We start from the raw sequence: 19040 nt of genomic DNA, 5'->3' as shown, positions 1-19040 counted from the left end.
GCACGTATTGGTAGGCTAACTCGAATGCGTGAAGCAGCAGTACTTATTCGTTGCGCTTTTCGTAGCGAGAACCGCGCAAGGTATCTTTCACCCGCTTTAAATTCTCTCTAAACTTATTACCGCGTCGTAACGTGAACCCTGTAGCAAGCACGTCTATGAGCGTAAGTTGCGCAATACGTGATGCCATTGGCATATACATATCAGTATCTTCCGGCACCTCAAGCGACAATACATACGTACATTCATGTGACAATGGGCTGTCGGCTGACGTTATACCAACCACCGTTGCATCGTTCATGCGGGCAATCTGTGCAATCTCTACCAAGCTTTTGGTTCGGCCGGTATGTGAGATAAGCACCACAACATCGCCAGTAGAACAATTCATGCAGCTCATGCGCTGCATCAAAATGTCTTCAAAGTAGACCACTGGCACATTGAAACGGAAAAATTTGTTTAGTGCATCGTGTGCCACAGAGGCTGATGCGCCAAGTCCAAAAAACGATATCTTTTGTGCTTGAGTTAACAAATCTACAACGCGATTAACCACTTGCACGTCTACAGACTGTCGCGCAACTTCAAGAGAAGCCATGGTCGATTCGAAGATTTTGTTGGTATAATCTTCTGGCCCATCGTTTTCATCAACATGACGGTTTACGTACGGCGTTCCATTTGCGAGACTTTGTGCTAAATGAAGTTTAAAGTCTGGAAAGCCTTTCGTATCTAAACGTCGACAAAAGCGGTTAACTGTCGGTTCACTAACATCCGACATTTTGGCCAAGGTTGCTATACTCGAGTGAATAGCTGTTTGCGGATTCGCAAGGATCACATCAGCCACTTTTCGTTCTGATTTGCTGAATGACGCTTTATTTTGTGTAATTTTTTCTAAAATATTCATACAGAAAGCAATTAGTAAGGGAAAATTGATGTAGGTTACCCGACTCATAGTACCCAATGTGACGGAAGTGACAAGAAAAATGTAATTTTTTGACATTTTTTATCATTTCTGGGGAACAAAAGGGGCCAAGTTAGGGTACTAACCCGTTAATATATAGAAATGAGATTCAATAGTTTCCAAAAGTTGTAATTTTACTACATTTGGTGTTAACTATATGCTAATAACACGTGGATGGCGTTAGAAGGTACGTCTACCTCACGTTAGTTTCACACATACATTTAAAAGGTCGACGAAAATGGTATTGGAAAATTCCTACGAACCCTGTGATTTCGTGCTCTTTGGCACATTGGGTGATCTTTCACGACGCAAATTACTGCCGTCATTATATCAGCTTGAAAAAGCAGAGCTTATCCACCCAGACACAACGATTGTTGGCGTAGCTCGCCACGAAATGGAATTAGAAGACTATATCGCTGAGGTGCATACAAACTTAGTTAAGTTTGGTGATAAAGAGCTTTGTGAGCAAACGTGGGAGCGCATGAAAGCGCGTCTTCATTATGCATGTGTCGATATGAAAGATATCGCTAGCTACTGCGTTTTAGAAGACCATGTTGACCCTGCTCGTACTATGGTGTGTTATTTAGCAACACCGCCTTCTATTTATGGCGATATCTGTCGTGGTTTACACGGCTGTAAAATCATCGACTCGAGTGTGCGTGTGGTACTTGAAAAGCCAATTGGCCATGACCTTGAGTCTTCAAAAGTAATTAATGAGCAAGTTGCCGAATACTTCGACGAGAAACAAATTTATCGTATCGATCATTACCTTGGTAAAGAAACGGTACTTAACCTTGTTGCACTTCGTTTTGCTAACTCTATCTTCGCGACCAACTGGGATCACAACTGTATTGACCATGTTCAAATTTCAGTTGCAGAATCGGTAGGTATTGAAGGCCGTTGGGGCTATTTCGACGACGCAGGTCAAATGCGTGATATGGTGCAAAACCATTTGCTTCAAATTTTAAGCTTAGTGGCCATGGAGCCACCTACAACACTGGATGCTGACAGCATTCGTGATGAAAAGCTTAAAGTACTTAAAGCACTGCGCCCGATTAATTCAACGAACATTAGCGATAGCACGGTTCGTGGACAGTACACAGCAGGTTTTGTTAAAGGTGAAGAAGTACCAGGCTACTTGGAAGAAGAGGGTGCTAACACTCAAAGTAGAACGGAAACCTTCATTGCTATTAAAGCAGAGATTGATAACTGGCGTTGGGCGGGTGTTCCGTTCTACCTTCGTACTGGCAAGCGTATGCCATCGAAAGTCAGTGAAGTGGTTATCTACTTTAAGCGTCAGCCACACAATTTGTTTGGCGATAGCTTTAAAAACTTGCCACCTAACAAACTGGTAATTCGACTTCAGCCTGATGAAGGTGTTGAAATTACCGTAATGAACAAAGTGCCTGGCTTAACCAGCTCTGGCTCTATGGATTTACAAAAATCAAAATTGAACTTGAGCTTCTCTGAAGCCTTTGCTGACGATCGTATTCCTGATGCCTATGAAAAGCTGCTTCTTGAAGTCATGCTAGGCAATCAAGCGCTGTTCGTTCGCCGTGATGAAATTGAACAAGCCTGGACATGGGTTGATTCAATTTTAGAAGCATGGAAATCGTCTAATGAACCACCAGAGCCTTATCAGGCAGGTACGTGGGGACCGGTAGATTCAATTGGCCTTTTGGCACGCGCGAATCGCAGTTGGTACGAAAGCAAAACGGTAAAGAAGAAGAAATAATATGGCTTTAACAACTCTTTCATTCGATACACCCGATGCGCTCACCTCAGCCTTTGCTGAAGACTTGGTGAGCATTCTTAAAACTGGCATTAAAACTCGCGGGCGTGCTTCGCTTGTGGTGAGTGGCGGCAGAACGCCTCTTGCGCTGTTTAAGCAGTTGAGCGAAACCGACATAGAGTGGGACAAGGTAGATATAACCCTTGCTGATGAACGTTGGGTGGAAGAAGGTCATGAAGCCAGTAACACCAGTTTAGTAAAAGCGAACCTTATTCAAAATAAAGCCAGTGCAGCACATTTCGTTGAATTAAAAAGCGACGTTGCTGATGCTAGCGAAGGCGTAAATGCTGCTGAAAAAGCGATTGCAAGTATGTCCCAGCCTTTTGATGCGCTAATTTTAGGCATGGGTGAAGACGGTCATACCGCATCACTATTCCCCTGTTCTGAACAAGTCAATGATGGCTTGAGCATGAACAGTGGCCGCACATGTATTGCTGTACAACCTACAACTGCACCCCATCAACGTATTTCACTTACGTTGCCGGCGTTGCTAAACAGTCGACATATTTTTCTGCATTTAACCGGTGATAAGAAAAAGCAGGTTCTGCTTGATGCACTGGATAATGCTACCGAAGCGCAAAAGCCCATCACGGCCGTGGTAAACAGAGCCCCGGTAACCTTGATGTGGGCGCCATAGGAGACAATGATGGATTCAAGAATTGCAGAAGTTACGCAGCGTATTATAGAGCGTAGCAAAGACAGCCGTAAGGCATACTTAGAAAAAATTGAACACGCACGCCGCCAAGGTCCTCACCGCGGTGTGCTTTCGTGCGGAAACCTAGCTCATGGTTTCGCGGCTTGTGGAACAGAAGATAAATCTGATCTGCGCTCGATGACAAAAGCAAACGTGGCGATTGTATCTGCTTACAACGACATGCTTTCAGCGCATCAGCCATACGAAACGTATCCTGCGATTATTCGCGATGCAGTAAAAAGTGTAGGCAGTGTGGCTCAGTTTGCTGGCGGTGTTCCCGCTATGTGTGACGGTGTGACTCAAGGTCAAACCGGTATGGATTTGAGCTTAATGAGCCGCGACAATATTGCCCAAGGTGCTGCTATTGCGCTTTCGCATAATATGTTCGACTCAACCCTCATGCTAGGTATTTGCGATAAAATCGTACCTGGATTATTAATGGGTGCGTTAAGCTTTGGTCACTTGCCAACAGTATTTGTGCCAGCTGGTCCTATGCCTTCTGGCTTACCGAATAAAGAGAAAGCGCGTGTTCGCCAAGAATATGCAGAAGGTAAAGTAGGGCGTGATGCGCTACTTGAAGCTGAATCTCAGTCTTATCACTCTGCTGGTACATGTACTTTCTACGGTACAGCAAACTCTAATCAGCTAGTGGTAGAGATGATGGGCCTTCATTTACCTGGCTCTTCGTTTGTAAACCCAGGTACAGAGCTTCGTGATGCCCTAACGAAAGCGGCCTCTATTCAAGCAACACGTATTACTGACTTGGGCGATACGTACCGTCCAATCGGTCATATTGTTGACGCAAAAGCCATTGTGAATGGTTTAGTAGGCTTGCTAGCAACAGGTGGTTCCACAAACCACACCATGCACTTAATTGCTGTTGCACGTTCAGCCGGTTACATCATTAACTGGAATGATTTCTCAGATATTTCTAATGCTGTGCCTTTACTTACTCGTATTTACCCTAACGGTTCTGCCGACATTAACCATTTTGTAGCGGCTGGCGGTATGTCATTGCTTATCAAGCAATTGCTAGATGCTGGGTTGTTGCATAACGACGTTAATACTATTTGTGGTGAAGGACTAGACTTCTATACCAAAGAGCCAATGTTGAAAGACGGTGAGCTTGAATGGCGTGACGGTCCTACCGAGTCTTTAGACAAAGAAGTGCTCGCCACAGTAGAAACGCCGTTTAAACCAGATGGTGGTTTAAGTGTGCTGGAAGGTAATCTTGGTCGCGGTGTAATTAAAACATCAGCGCTTCGCACTCCACATTGCACTATTAAAGCGCCAGCAGTGGTGTTTGAAGATCAGTTCGACTTAGACGCTGCATTTAAAGCGGGCGACTTAGACAAAGATTGCATTGTTGTCGTTCGTTTCCAAGGGCCTTCGGCTATTGGTATGCCAGAATTGCATCGTTTAACACCTCCTCTTGGCGTGTTACAAGACAAAGGCTTCAAAGTGGCCTTGGTTACTGACGGGCGTATGTCTGGTGCCTCAGGTAAAGTTCCAGCCGCAATCCATGTTACCCCAGAAGCCTATAAAGGCGGCTTACTTGCAAAAGTAGAAGCGGGTGACTTGATTGAGCTTAATACAGAAACCGGCGCATTAACGTTGCACGTTGATGAAGCTACCCTTGAAGCCCGTGAAGCGAAACCTGCCGATATTGGTCACCACCATATTGGTATGGGCCGAGAAATGTTCGGCGGCATGCGTGCCATCCTTACCGGCGCTGAAGAAGGTGCATGCTCGTTGTTCTACAACCAGGAGCAGGCGCTATGAGCCAGAAGTTTGTGGCCGATGTAGGGGGCACTAACATTCGCGTAGCTCGGGTTACCGAAACAGGCGTAACCGATATAAAGAAATATATGTGTAATGATTTTGCCAGTATCGATTTGGCAATTTCACAGTATTTTTCTGAAATGCCTGAATACCAATTCACCGAAGGGTGTATTGGTATTGCTTGCCCGGTATTGGGCGACCAAGTCGTGATGACAAACCATAGCTGGGCGTTTTCGCAAAATGCGCTATGTTCGCAGTTAAAATTAGATTCATTATTTGTGATTAACGATTTTACCGCAGTGGCACATTCATTACCGGTTTTGAACGACTCACAAGTGGTTCAAATTGGTGATGGCACGGCGAAAACCGGTGGTAACATTGCGGTATTTGGCCCGGGTACTGGCTTGGGTGTAGAGCATATCACGATGACCTCTACGGGGTGGCAAACCCTAGACGGCGAGGGCGGTCATGTTGACTTCTCTCCTGTTGATGAAACCGATGTTGTGGTATGGCGTCACCTGCAAAAAAGCTTCGGCCGCGCTTCTGCTGAAGAAGTAATGTCTGGCAGGGGATTACATAATATTTATACCGCACTGGCACAAGATGCAGGTAAAGAAGCCACATTCGCTGAACCTGCTCAAATTACAGAAGCCGCATTAGCCGGTACCTGTGATATTGCAGCCGCTACCTTAACGCAGTTCTGCAGAATTATGGGCAGCTTTGCGGGTAATTTGGCGTTAAATATGGCCACAACAGGTGGTATTTTCATCGGCGGTGGTATTGCAAACCGTTTCCCTGAATTCATTCAAAATAGTGACTTTAGAGCTCGTTTCGAAGCGAAAGGGCAAATGAAGCACTATGTGAAAGATATTCCTACTTATTTGATAGCAGAGCCTGATCACGGCTTATTAGGTGCAGCTGCTTATCTTCAACAACATACTGCGAGCTGATTTATGACAAGTAAATGGAAATATTCGCCAGCTGATATCTTTGCTGCTGGCCCTGTTGTACCTGTATTGGTTATCAACGACGTGGAAAAGGCAGTTCCGCTAGCAAAAGCCCTTATGGCAGGTGGCATTAAAGTATTAGAAGTTACGCTTCGTACGCCTGCGGCTATCGACGTTATTAAGCGTATTGCTGACGAAGTACCTGATTCTTTAATTGGTGCTGGTACGGTAACGAATGCACAGCAGCTTAAAGCGGTTATTGAAGCAGGTGCTAAATTTGCAATTAGCCCTGGTATGACAGCTGATTTATTAAAAGCGGGTATGGAAGCAGAAATACCGCTAATTCCAGGTATTTCATCAACGTCTGAACTTATGAAAGGGAAAGACGCGGGTTACACCCATATGAAATTCTTCCCAGCTGAAGCGTCTGGTGGTGTTAAAGCGATTAAAGCGATCAGTGGTCCATTTCCAGAATTTACGTTCTGCCCAACAGGTGGCATTGGCCCAGGTAACTACAATGATTACCTAGCCCTTAAGAACGTTGTTTGTGTTGGTGGCTCGTGGTTAGCGCCAGACGATGCTATTGAGTCAGGTGATTGGTCACGTATTACGCAACTTGCTAAAGAAGCGGTTGCGGGTGCCAACATCAGGTAATTAAAAAGCATTAAAAAAGCCCCGGTAATGGTGACTGATATGACGTCACTTATTATCGGGGCTTTTTTATTTACGCCAATAAACGGCTCGCTAGCGCATTACTTTATTTAAGCCGTTAAACGGCTCGCTAGCGCAACACAGGCGTTATCGTTTGCACCATGGCGTGAGACTCACTTGGCTGTAGTGTCTTGCCTTGGGTGATAGACGACTCTACACAAAGCATATGTTTGTACCCGAACGGATCCATATCAGAAATTGAAGCAGCACTCTGCCATGGGTTCCAGACCACCAATGAGTCGTGGCCTTTTGAACCAACATCAGTAAATGGTTTATCGTTTACCACAATAGACGCTTTTGCTACCGGGCTCATATGAATACGGTCAGTTTCACCGGTAAAAGTATAATTTTCCGGTGTGGGCTTTACCGCCCAGTCATCGAGCTTATCTTTATAGTCACCGGTTACACCTTCAAGGCGAACCGCTTGAATATGATCAACATGGAAGTAACTGTGTAACGCGCAGTTGTAAATAAATGGCACTACGCCTGTATTTTCAGTTATTAGCGATACAGTAAGAGCGTTACCTACAGTAATCGATAGGGTAACCGCACAGTCATATTCAAATCCTTCCGCTCGAGTGAAGGAAGGAGTAAGCGTAATATGCGTGCCAGCTTCATCTTCACTTGATGAAGTTAACTGCCACACTTGTGTGCGCAAAAAACCATGGGCAGGCAGCTCACCTTTCGCTTTACCATGATCGTCACTAAACCATGGCCAACACACAGGTATGCCGCCCCGAATGGGCCGCTCCCCGTTAAGGTAGGCATGGGGGCTTACCCATAAGCGTTCTTGACCATCTTTTTTGGGAATAAAAGATAAAACATGTCCGCCAAATAAACTGATTTTTGCTGAACCGAGGTGGTTATCGACCTCTAAAAACGTCAATCCGTTTGATTCGCTTACTTGCAATGATTCTGTTGACATAAATCCTCCATGAAGCAACGTGTTGATTGTACCGTAGTCGAGATTTCCACAAGGTCCCGCATTACCATTTAATAATGGCTTATTGTGCAATGAAAACAAAAAAGGTGCGAATAGTATTCGCACCTTTTTTCAGTCTATTAACAATGTCTTTAATAACTGAACAACAAAGTTGCCGTTATCGATAAACCTGATTACTTAGAAATGTGAGCAACCAAGTCTAGAACTTTGTTTGAATAGCCCCATTCGTTGTCGTACCAAGAGATAACTTTTACGAATGTGTCGGTAAGTGCAATACCCGCTGTTGCATCAAAAATTGATGTATTGGCGTTGCCGATAAAGTCATTTGATACTACTGCGTCTTCAGTGTAGCTCATGATACCTTTCAGCTCGCCTTCAGATGCTTCTTTCATTGCCGCACAAATAGCGTCGTAGCTAGTTGGTGTTGCTAGGTTAACGGTAAGGTCAACCACTGAAACGTTTGGCGTTGGTACGCGGAAAGCCATACCTGTTAGCTTGCCGTTAAGTGCAGGAATAACTTTACCTACTGCTTTAGCAGCACCAGTTGACGATGGAATGATGTTTTGGCCAGCGCCACGACCACCGCGCCAGTCTTTCATAGAAGGACCGTCAACGGTTTTCTGAGTAGCTGTAGTCGCGTGAACTGTTGTCATTAGGCCGTCTACAATACCGAACTTATCGTTAAGTACTTTAGCTAGAGGCGCTAAACAGTTAGTGGTGCACGATGCGTTCGAAACAATAGTTTCACCCGCGTAGCTTTCATCGTTAACACCCATAACGAACATAGGGGTGTCGTCTTTAGAAGGTGCAGACATAACGACTTTCTTCGCACCAGCCTCAATGTGCTTAGCAGCAGTTTCTTTTGTTAAGAATAAGCCAGTTGATTCAACTACCACGTCCACATCTACTTCATTCCATTTAAGGTCTGCAGGATCTCTTTCAGAGGTGATGCGGATAGTTTTGCCATTTACAACTAAGGCGTTGTTGTCTACTGTAACTTCACCGTCGAATAAACCGTGCGTTGAGTCGTATTTTAATAAGTAGGCAATGTAATCTGTATCTAATAAGTCGTTAATAGCAACTACTTCGATGTCTTCACGGGCAGCAGCCGCACGCATTACTAAGCGACCAATGCGACCAAAACCGTTAATACCGATGCGAATTGTCATGACGTACCTCGATTATTTTTGAATATGAAAATAAATTACGTAAAGTATGGATCAAAATGCCATAATTGGCAAAACAAAAACGCTAAACTGTTGGAAAATTACGAACAACAGCTTATGCAATCGTATTCAGTTTTCATAGCGCGACTGTTTCTAGAATAATGTTAATATTTTGTACGTATAAGCAAATTTGCTTTGTGCAAATTAAGCGTGCCTCTCACAGGAATACAGGAACAAGTTACGATGACACAAGATCTTCTGCAACAACTGGTTGAAATGCGTGGAATAGAGACTCAATACGTCGACGCATGGGGCAAACCAGCAACCATCGCAGAGTCAAGTAAAGCCAAATTACTTAACGTGCTGGGTTATGACACCGCCAGTGAAGAAAAGATTCAATCGCAAATTATAGACGACATTAGCTCAGTTTGGTTATCTCCTCTGAACCCTGTTCAAGTGGTTCGTAGCGATGAGGCTATTGTTATCGTTGTGCGCCTACCTATAGAACTTGTAAACGATGAACATGTCATTACAGTTCACTGTGAAAACGGAAAAATTGAAAAGCATACGTTTACACCGGTAGACCAAGAAATGACGACGATGGCGCACATCGATGAGGTGGAGTTCCATGAATACGTGGTGTCTTTGCCACTTAACTTGCCGCTGGGTTATCACACCATGGCGTTAAGTGCTGACGATGATCAATTTGCAGAGTCTCGCATCATTGTTGCACCAAAAGCCTGCTTCACCCCAGAGCCTATTGCCGCGGGTAAAAAGATTTGGGGTTTGAGCGTGCAACTTTATTGTGTGCGCAGTGAAAAAAACTGGGGAATAGGGGACTTCACCGACCTTGCAACGCTCATTGAAAAAGCGGCAGGCGTAGGGGCAGATTTTATCGGGCTTAATCCTATTCATGCACTTTACCCTGCTAACCCAGACGCGTGTTCTCCTTATGGTCCTAGTTCTCGCCGCTGGCTAAACTACTTGTACATTGATGCTTCTGCTGTTGAATGCTTTGATGATGAAAGTGTTCAAGCCGTGGTGAATGCAGAAGAATTCCAAAAAACGCTAAGCCATGCTCGTGCAACTGAACATGTAGATTATGAGGCTGTCGCGCATATCAAATTGGCGGCGTTAAAAGCGGTATTTGATGTCTACGATGCTCGCCATCTTCGTAAAAATACCAAGCAAAATAAAGCATTTAAAGCGTTTGTTACCGAAGGTGGTGAAAGCCTAGATATGCTGGCGGTATACGATGCGCTTCAGTCACACTTAAAAGCGAAAGGAAAAGACTGCTGGGGGTGGCCTGTATTCCCTGAAGAATACAAAGACTACCACAACCCTGCTGTTGCGAAATTCAAAAAGGCGAATGCTGGTAATGTGAAGTTCTACCTATTTTTACAATGGATAGCAGCGCAACAGTTAGAAGCGGCAAGCAGCAAAGCCACTGAGTGCGGTATGACCATTGGTTTATATCGAGACCTTGCGGTAGGGGTGAGTGAAGGTAGTGCTGAAATTTGGGGCAACAAAGATTTATACTGCGTTGACGCTAGCGTAGGTGCACCACCTGATATTTTAGGGCCTTTGGGGCAAAACTGGGGGCTTCCTCCTATGGATCCTCGCAAGCTCTACGAACAGGCTTACCAGCCAATCATCGACTTATTTGCAGCCAATATGGCGTCGTCGGGCTCTCTTCGTATAGATCACGTAATGGCACTGCTACGTTTGTGGTGGGTAGTTAAAGGTGATGATGCGAAAGAGGGCGGTTATGTCTATTACCCGGTAGATGATTTATTGGGTATTTTGGCCCTTGAAAGTCATCGTAACCAAAGCTTAGTGATTGGTGAAGATTTAGGCACCGTGCCTGAAGAGATTCGCAGTAAGTTGGCAGACAATGGTGTGTATTCCTACCGTGTTTTCTTCTTTGAGCAAGCCGAAGATGGCGGTTTCTTCTCGCCTAGCCATTACCCTGTGCAGTCTATGTCTACACTTACTACACACGACATGCCTACGCTTATAGGTTACTGGCATTGTCTTGACTTGGCGCTTGGCAAAGATATTGGCCTTTATCCAACAGACGATATTTTACAAACCTTGTACGCCGATCGCCATGCAAACAAACAGTCAATATTAGATTCATTACACGGTCATCATTCAATTCCTGAGAATGTTGGAAGAGATGTGAATACTACTGGCATGACTGGCGAACTTAGTAAAGGAATGCAAGTGCATATGGCTGGTGGCTCAAGTGCTTTATTAAGCTTGCAGCTAGAAGACTGGTTACAAATGGACAAGCCCGTAAATATTCCAGGTACTTTCAATGAGTACCCTAACTGGCGTAGAAAGCTGACCAAGAATGTTGAGGCTATTTTCGAGACTCATGATATAACAGAGTTGGCAGCTCAATTAACGCAAGCACGTAAACAAGCGAGTGCTTAAGTTATAATTTTTATTTTTTAAAGTGAATATGTTGGCGTGCAAATACGCGCGCCTTTGCCTAATATTAGGGCAGTAAACCCGCGTTTTCTTGCGGGTTTTTAATAGGAGTAGCAGATGCAGGTAACGCGGGTAAAGCAGATAGCGCAGCAATTAGAGCATGCAACATGTTCTCAGCCGTTTTCCGTTCTTGGGCCAATTGAAACAGGAAGTAAAACTAAGATTCGAGTATGGCGTCCAGACGCATCATCCATCGAAATAAGTTGGCCAGATACCGCATTGCCAAAGGTTATGCTGAAACCGCTCACTGAAGCTGGTTTATTCGAGGGTGAAATTACAAAGGCCCAAAGTGCGCAGGTTTATTGGGTGACTATCCACAATAAAGCCGATAGCTACATCTATTGTGACCCTTATCAATTCGTTGATAATGCATACCACGCTGTGCATTACATCGACAGCAAACCAGAAAACCTATATCACCAAGCCGGTGCTCAACTCATCACTGTTACGCCTGAAAAAGGGGAGGCACTCCCTGCCACTCGTTTTTGCGTGTACGCGCCAAACGCTTCTTCAGTTTCATTAATTGGTGACTTTAACCAATGGGACGGACGCTTACATCCAATGGAAAAAACCTCATTGGGCTATTGGGTATTGGTTGTTCCAAACCTAGGCGAAGGTGAACGTTATAAGTATCAAATTAAAGACGCCCACGGGCATGAATTACCGCACAAAACCGATCCTCTAGGGTTTAGCGCTGAGCAATACCCTTCTCATGCGTCAAAGATATTTAACCACGATAAGTACCAGTGGAACGATGATGCATGGCTAGCATCTCGTAAACAAAATAAATATGCCAACCCTATGAGTATTTACGAAGTGCACTTAGGCTCGTGGAAGCGCCCTGACGCAGACAGTGGTCAGCGTTATTTAACTTATGAAGAGTTGGCCGACGACCTCATTCCTTACGCAAAAGAGATGGGCTATACCCATCTAGAGTTATTACCGGTTTCAGAGTTTCCCTTTGATGGTTCGTGGGGCTATCAGCCAGTGGGCATGTTTGCGCCAACTAGCCGTTTTGGTAACCCTGATGCATTTAAATACTTTGTCGATAAATGCCACCAAGCTGATTTAGGGGTGATTATTGATTGGGTGCCTGCACATTTCCCGGAAGACGGCCATGGTCTTGCGCGCTTTGATGGAAGCCATGTTTATGAATATGAAGATCCAAGGCGAGGTTGGCATCCGGATTGGAATTCGTGCATTTATGATTTTGGCAAACAGACCGTTCGCCAGTTTCTCGTCGCCAATGCGTTATTCTGGTTAGACAAATTTCACGTGGATGGATTACGAGTCGATGCGGTTGCTTCTATGCTTTATCTCGATTATTCCCGTAATGAAGGCGAGTGGATCCCGAATGTGGATGGCGGGAATGAAAATTACGAAGCCATTAGCCTGCTACGCTGGATGAATGAAGAAGTATATAAACACTATCCTGACGCCATGACTATTGCCGAAGAATCTACGTCCTTCCCGAAAGTATCACGGCCTGTGTTTGAAGGTGGATTAGGTTTTGGCTTTAAGTGGAATATGGGCTGGATGCACGATTCGCTAACGTATATTGCCAAAGATCCTGCTTATCGTAATTACCATCATGGTGAAATTACCTTCAGCATGGTTTATTCCTTTGACGAAAATTTCGTGTTGCCTATTTCTCATGATGAAGTGGTGCATGGCAAAGGCAGCTTATTGCACAAAATGCCCGGTGACGAATGGCAGCAGGCCGCTAACGTGCGGTGCTATGCTGGCTTTATGTATGGGCACCCTGGCAAGAAGTTAAATTTCATGGGCAATGAATTTGCACAAAGCAAAGAATGGAACCATGACACCAGCTTAGATTGGCACCTTCTGGAACATAAAAAACACAAAGGTATTCAAAGCTTATACAAAGCATTGAATCAGTTTTATACCAGCACTCCTGCTATGTACGAACAAGATCACAGTCATCATGGTTTTGCCTGGGTTGACCATGAAAATGCCGACCAAAGTGTGGTGTCTTTTGTTCGCACGTCGCTAGATGGTAAGCAAAAAGTCTATGTTATTTGTAACTTTACGCCTATACCAAGAGAACATTACCGCGTAGGGGTAGATGGGGCCGGCGAGTTGGCACTTGCACTAAATACTGATAGTCAGGTATTTTGGGGGAGCGATTATCCTGTGGACAGCCATGTCACGCCTACGCCGGTAGCATGGAATAACCGAGACCACTCGATCAGTATTAATTTGCCCCCTTTATCTACCGTATTTTACATTACGAAATAGGAATTACGTTGGACGCGAAACAGAACGTCACAAAGGTAAACCATGTTTTATTAGGTGAAGCGTTTCCATTAGGTGCTACGCCTTATGATGATGGGTGCAACTTCGCTGTTTATGCGCCAGATGCGAAAGCGGTGGCGTTATGTCTCTTTCACAACGATACCGAAGAACCTATAGAAGAAATATTGCTGCCTGAAAAAAGCGGCGATATTTGGCATGGTTTCTTTCCCAATGTAAAAGCAGGTCATTTATATGGCTATCGAGTGGAGCGCGGCGAAGGGCAACTGCACGGTGTGCCCACCGATAAATTGCTTATCGACCCTTATGCAAAAAAACTAAGCAGACCCATTCATTGGGATGCTAGGCAGTATAAATTCGACTCGCAATTTATGGTGCCTAAGTGTGTGGTGGTGGCAGACGCCGATTACCCTGAAAGTGTTATTCGCAAGGTCGAGATCCCAAAACACAAACGTATTGTTTATGAAGCGCATGTGAAAGGGTTAACAAAGTTACACCCCGATGTGCCAAAAGAACACAGAGGTAAGTACCTTGGGGCAAGCCACCCCGCGGTTATTGCCCACCTAAAAGCGCTAGGTATTACCACGGTTCAGTTCATGCCAATGTGCTCCTTTATGCCAGAGCCTTACATTACGGAAAAAGGGTTAACGAATTACTGGGGCTATAACCCAGTTAACTTTTTCGCGCCGGAACCTCGTTATGCCAGCAAAGATGCTTTGGCCGAAATTAAGCATATGGTTGATGAATACCATAAAGCGGGGCTTGAGGTGATTGTAGATGTGGTTTACAACCACACGGCAGAGGGCGGTAAAGGCGGCCCTATTTTGTCATACAAAGGTTTCTGCCCATATCAAGCGTATCTGTTAGAGCAAACTAAGCGGGGAGAGTTGGTTTATTCTAATCACTCTGGATGCGGTAACACTGTGCATACGTCTCATCCTTACATGATGACCCTCATTTTAGACGCCATGCGTTTTTGGGCAACCACTATTGGTGTAGATGGTTTTCGTTTCGACTTAGCGGTAACCCTTGGACGAGAGCCACAAGCTTATAATAAATATGCTGGGCTAATTCGCGCCATCGGGCAAGACCCCGTATTAAAGCAAACCGTTTTACTAGCCGAGCCCTGGGACATTGGGCTTGGTGGCTATCAGGTGGGTAACTTCCCCACGCCATGGCTAGAAGTGAACGATAAGTACCGAGACACGGCACGTGCGTTTTGGCGCGGTGATGAAGGCTTAGCAGCCGATTTTGCTACTCGCTTTATGGGTTCTCGCGACCTATTTCATAAAGGCTACCGGCATATTTCCACATCGGTGAATAACATCACCTACCACGATGGTTTTACCCTACATGATTTAGTGAGTTATGCCGATCGCCATAACCTAGCTAACCTAGAAGAAAATCGTGATGGTCACGGGCATAACTTATCAGCTAACTATGGCGTTGAAGGTGAAACCCAAGATAAAAATATATTGGCACTACGTGAACGCCAGAAGCGTAATTTATTTGCCACGCTTATTTTCTCACAAGGCACGCCACATATTTTAGGGGGCGACGAACTAAGTCGCACGCAAAACGGTAACAACAACGCCTATTGTCAAGATAATCCAATTAGTTGGACGCAGTGGGAAATGAACAAGCGTCAGCAAGATTTCCTTAGCTTTTGCCAGTATGTTATTCGCCTAAAACAAGGTTCTACCTTGTTAAGCGAGATAAAGCTAGAAGACGACCATTACTCGTTATCGAAAAATGTCAGCCAAATTAACTGGTTCAAACCTGATGGCACCGATAAAGCCTCTGAAGATTGGAACGCGGCACACAATAAAGCTTTTGGTGTTGAAATTAGAGGGTGCGCGGTAGGTGAACAAACCCCAGAGCATTGGTTTATGTGTGTAAACGCCAGCGACAACGACGTGAGGTTTAATCTACCTAGTTTGTCACCGAAAGGCGGCTGGACTTTGCATTTAGATACTCGCTACGCTTCACTCAGCGAGCAACCCAAAATCTGTATTCAAAAAGTATTTTTACAAGCGGGTAAGTCTCTTACTCTGTTTAGTTTTAACGAATTTACCTCGTAAGCTTTACCTCTGACGAAAAAAATAGCATACCGAACGGATATCGGCCCGGTATGCTGTTCTTTATTGGTACAGGTGGTATTATGCTCTCCCATCTGAATGTGAGGGTTTTTCTATGCAAAATGAAGGTGGAAATAAGCACGCCACAACAGCGTGTGATATTGGTTTTATCGGTTTAGGTGTAATGGGTAGTAACCTTACAATGAACTTGGTAGATCACGGTTATCGAGTAGCGTGTTTCGATTTAGACCAGCATAAGGTCGATGCTATTCTCGTAAAAGACGCCAGTGAGCGAGATGCCAACGCTGAACCTCGCGTTGAAGGTTGCAGCTCTTACACCGAATTACTCAGCAAACTAAAAGCCCCTCATCTTATTATTCTTTCTGTTCCTGCCGGCGACCCTGTCGACCATGTATGTAATCATCTTATTGATGCGGGTATTCATGCCGACGATATCGTGGTTGATACTGGTAATAGCTTGTGGACAGACTCAGTTGCACGGGAAGAGCAATATAAAGGCAAGTTTATCTTCTTTTCTACTGCGGTTTCTGGTGGGGAAGTAGGGGCACGCTTTGGGCCATCATTAATGCCATCGGGCAACCCTTATGCGTGGACCCGAATTGAGCCTGTACTTAAAGCGATTGCCGCTAAGGTCGATCCTGAAACCGGTAAACCTCTTGAGAGTTTCGTGCCAGGTAAACCCATATTAGAAGGTGAGCCGTGTGCCACTTATATTGGCCCAGTTGGCGCAGGCCATTATGTGAAAATGGTACACAACGGTATTGAATACGCTGATATGCAGCTTATTTGTGAAACCTATCACGTGATGCGCGAAGCATTGCAAATGTCGCCTTCTGACATTGCTGCTGTATTTAGACGTTGGAATGAAGGTAAGCTAAATAGTTACCTAATGGAAATTAGCGCTGAAGTGCTCGACCAACTCGACCCAGATACCAAGCAGCCCCTTGTTGACGTTATTCTAGATAGAGCAGGGCAAAAAGGCACTGGTCTTTGGACTGCGGTTAGTGCATTGCAAGTAGGTAGCCCTGCGCAAACCATTACGTCGGCTGTATTTGCGCGCAGTATTTCTAGCTTAAAAGATGAGCGTGTGGCAGCAAGTAAGGTGCTTTCTGGCCCTGAACCTGTGGTTCATTCGGATGAGCAGAAAGAAGACATCATCAATAAATTAGAACAAGCGTTATACTGCTCTAAAATTTGTGCTTATGCGCAAGGCTTCCAACTAATGGCTATCGCTGCCAAAGAGCATGGTTGGCAATTAGAGTTTGGTGAAATAGCAAAAATTTGGCGCGCGGGCTGTATCATTCGTGCCGTTTTCCTACAGTCTATTTCTAAGGCTTATGAAAACAACGAAGAGTTGTCGAACCTGCTGATGGATCCGTTCTTTGCAGAACAGATTTCAGAATTTCAATCTGATTGGCGTCAGTCAATTGCGCAAGCCACTATTGCAGGCGTTCCATGCCCGGCTATGATGTCATCACTAAGTTACTATGATTCCTATAGAACGGCGGTGCTGCCGGCTAACTTGCTACAAGGTCAACGGGACTTTTTCGGTGCCCACACGTATCAACGTGTAGATAAGCCTGCGGGTAAAAAGTATCACTTAGAATGGAGTGATCCCCAACGCCCGCAAACTTCTATAAAACGCTAATACGGTTCCTGTACTAAATTGAAAGGTGTGCCAGGTTCTTTAGGCGCACCTTTTTTCTTTTTAAGGGATGAATTTTAGGAGAAACGATGTCTGAGCAAAAATGGCAAGAAACGCTGTCTGAAGAAGAATACCGAGTGTGCCGCAATGCCGGGACAGAGCGACCTTTTACCGGGGCGTTGTTAGATGAAGCCCGAGAGGGAACTTATGTTTGTAAGTGCTGTGGAGCGGATTTGTTTTCATCACAAACTAAGTTTGATGCTGGTTGTGGTTGGCCCTCTTTTTTTCAGCAACTTGAAAACGACAATGTTGGCTACCGAGATGACAATACGCACGGCATGCATCGTGTAGAGATTTTCTGTAAACAATGTGATTCTCATTTGGGGCACGTGTTTCCAGATGGCCCAGAGCCAAGCGGTCAGCGCTATTGCGTGAATTCAATTTCACTGACATTTAAAGGTAATGGTGACGTTGTGGTAAAAGGCTAGGCTCGAACTCTGTAGCGATTACATTGAGTAGGTAGTCTTTCACAAGGTAAACAGTCGAACAAAAAATATACAGCTTTAGCTTCCTTAACCTAAAAAATAAAAAAATCCGCTCATGTTTGGCGGATTTTTTCTTTTTTTAGCACTTATTTCTGACGAAAAAAATGTAATTCATTTTCATTATTACAGTCTATGTAGCTTAAGTGCGCTCGCATCGAATTGACTGTTATCAAGGGCAGAGACAATATCACTAACCACGCTGTCTAAAATATCAACCGGAAGATTAAATTTTTTGCCAAGTGATTCCCTTCTAGCTGAGGGTATGTTTTCGTCAAAGTATTCGCTTACGCCTAGCCATACATAAGCCATTCTATAGTTTTCTTTATCCGTACCTAACGACACCAATGATAAGTACACCGCACTGTCTATGTCATCTGCATCTTTGTATAGGCTTAGTGCTTTATACAAGGTATTAATTGTGCGCTCAGGATCCGTTTTAATTTGCGCCGAGGCCAAAGAAATAAGTAACTCAGGATCGTTAACTTTGTTGCTCGCGGCGTAGCGCTCAAACCGGTGAAACGCCTCGTTGTCATTGTGACGAGACCAGTGGTAATAAGAAAGGTAAGGGTCAAGGGAACGTTTAGTCTCGCGGGCTAATCGGGTAAGTTCGCGTTGAGCAGTAATGACCCCCTTAAGGCGGGTGGCTTCTTTGCCTTTACGTTTTATGTGCTCAATATGCTGTGCTTCTTCCACGCAGACCAAGTAATCTTCAAACGCTAATAATAATGGGTATTTGAACGCGTCTGAGGTATCTGTTTGGTGGTTGTATCTTAATCTTATGATGTCGGCCCGCTCGTGACGACAACGTGCATCTAGGCTTAAATCTAAACACATTTCACTGTTGGTTTCGCAAATTTCACTAATAGTGGGTTCGAACCAATCGCTACATCCAGACAGCATGACGGTCATCGATAGCGTGGTGATAACATTTTTATAACCTGTTGGAAAATTACTAAATAAAGTGCCTAGAACAGGCAAATTTTTTGATTTCATG

14 protein-coding genes are annotated in these 19040 nt (G+C 44.7%); 10 read left to right on the top strand and 4 right to left on the bottom strand.

The window, feature by feature from the left end:
* Positions 1 to 43: 43 nt before the first annotated feature.
* The gene (locus C7Y69_RS16480) at positions 44 to 895 is read right to left on the bottom strand and encodes a MurR/RpiR family transcriptional regulator (protein ID WP_126873424.1); all 852 of its coding nucleotides are present in this window, start codon (positions 893 to 895) and stop codon (positions 44 to 46) included.
* 295 nt (positions 896 to 1190) lie between these two features.
* Here C7Y69_RS16480 and zwf point away from each other — a divergent pair, with 295 nt between their 5' ends.
* Genes zwf through C7Y69_RS16455 form a run of 5 tightly spaced genes read left to right on the top strand, consistent with a single transcriptional unit; the run spans position 1191 to position 6821 of the window.
* Positions 1191 to 2687: a glucose-6-phosphate dehydrogenase gene (gene zwf / locus C7Y69_RS16475; protein ID WP_126873413.1), complete on the top strand. Its 1497-nt coding sequence runs from the start codon at positions 1191 to 1193 to the stop codon at positions 2685 to 2687.
* A 1-nt stretch (position 2688) separates the two neighbouring features.
* Complete coding sequence (gene pgl / locus C7Y69_RS16470) at positions 2689 to 3381, top strand: 6-phosphogluconolactonase (RefSeq protein ID WP_013783641.1); 693 nt, start codon at positions 2689 to 2691, stop codon at positions 3379 to 3381.
* Positions 3382 to 3390: 9 nt separating this feature from the next.
* A complete protein-coding gene (edd, locus tag C7Y69_RS16465) occupies positions 3391 to 5220 on the top strand; it encodes a phosphogluconate dehydratase (RefSeq protein WP_126873423.1) in 1830 nt (609 codons plus the stop codon).
* Positions 5217 to 6170: a glucokinase gene (locus C7Y69_RS16460; RefSeq protein WP_126873412.1), complete on the top strand. Its 954-nt coding sequence runs from the start codon at positions 5217 to 5219 to the stop codon at positions 6168 to 6170. Before edd ends, C7Y69_RS16460 begins: the two co-directional genes overlap by 4 nt.
* Before the next feature lie 3 nt (positions 6171 to 6173).
* Complete coding sequence (locus C7Y69_RS16455; RefSeq protein ID WP_013783644.1) at positions 6174 to 6821, top strand: bifunctional 4-hydroxy-2-oxoglutarate aldolase/2-dehydro-3-deoxy-phosphogluconate aldolase; 648 nt, start codon at positions 6174 to 6176, stop codon at positions 6819 to 6821.
* 127 nt (positions 6822 to 6948) lie between these two features.
* Here the strand turns inward: C7Y69_RS16455 and C7Y69_RS16450 are convergent, their stop codons facing one another.
* Positions 6949 to 7803, bottom strand: a complete 855-nt coding sequence (locus C7Y69_RS16450) for a D-hexose-6-phosphate mutarotase (RefSeq protein WP_126873411.1) — start codon at positions 7801 to 7803, stop codon at positions 6949 to 6951.
* 191 nt (positions 7804 to 7994) lie between these two features.
* The gene (gap, locus tag C7Y69_RS16445) at positions 7995 to 8990 is read right to left on the bottom strand and encodes a type I glyceraldehyde-3-phosphate dehydrogenase (protein ID WP_126873410.1); all 996 of its coding nucleotides are present in this window, start codon (positions 8988 to 8990) and stop codon (positions 7995 to 7997) included.
* Between the two features lie 240 nt (positions 8991 to 9230).
* Between gap and malQ the strand changes: the two genes are divergently transcribed.
* From malQ to msrB, 5 genes are all read left to right on the top strand, one after another.
* On the top strand, positions 9231 to 11426 hold the full coding sequence (gene malQ / locus C7Y69_RS16440) for a 4-alpha-glucanotransferase (RefSeq protein WP_126873409.1): 2196 nt from the start codon (positions 9231 to 9233) through the stop codon (positions 11424 to 11426).
* 114 nt (positions 11427 to 11540) lie between these two features.
* Positions 11541 to 13742 carry a 1,4-alpha-glucan branching protein GlgB gene (gene glgB / locus C7Y69_RS16435; protein ID WP_013783648.1) on the top strand — a complete coding sequence of 734 codons (2202 nt, stop codon included), beginning with the start codon at positions 11541 to 11543 and terminating at the stop codon, positions 13740 to 13742.
* A gap of 8 nt (positions 13743 to 13750) precedes the next feature.
* Entirely contained in the window at positions 13751 to 15838 is a 2088-nt protein-coding gene (glgX, locus tag C7Y69_RS16430) for a glycogen debranching protein GlgX (RefSeq protein WP_013783649.1), read from the top strand.
* 112 nt (positions 15839 to 15950) lie between these two features.
* Positions 15951 to 17504 (top strand): NADP-dependent phosphogluconate dehydrogenase, encoded by a 1554-nt coding sequence (gene gndA / locus C7Y69_RS16425; protein ID WP_013783650.1) that lies wholly within the window; start codon positions 15951 to 15953, stop codon positions 17502 to 17504.
* A gap of 86 nt (positions 17505 to 17590) precedes the next feature.
* Positions 17591 to 17989 (top strand): peptide-methionine (R)-S-oxide reductase MsrB, encoded by a 399-nt coding sequence (msrB, locus tag C7Y69_RS16420; protein ID WP_013783651.1) that lies wholly within the window; start codon positions 17591 to 17593, stop codon positions 17987 to 17989.
* Positions 17990 to 18169: 180 nt separating this feature from the next.
* Here msrB and C7Y69_RS16415 read toward each other — a convergent pair whose 3' ends face one another.
* Positions 18170 to 19039: a DUF2989 domain-containing protein gene (locus C7Y69_RS16415; protein ID WP_126873408.1), complete on the bottom strand. Its 870-nt coding sequence runs from the start codon at positions 19037 to 19039 to the stop codon at positions 18170 to 18172.
* Between the last annotated feature and the right edge of the window lies 1 nt (position 19040).

The organism is Alteromonas sp. KS69 (assembly GCF_003989595.1).
In the GTDB taxonomy this organism is placed as follows: Bacteria; Pseudomonadota; Gammaproteobacteria; order Enterobacterales; family Alteromonadaceae; genus Alteromonas; species Alteromonas naphthalenivorans.
Note: the sequence above shows the minus strand (reverse complement) of the source record. Positions and strands in the feature narration are given on the sequence as shown.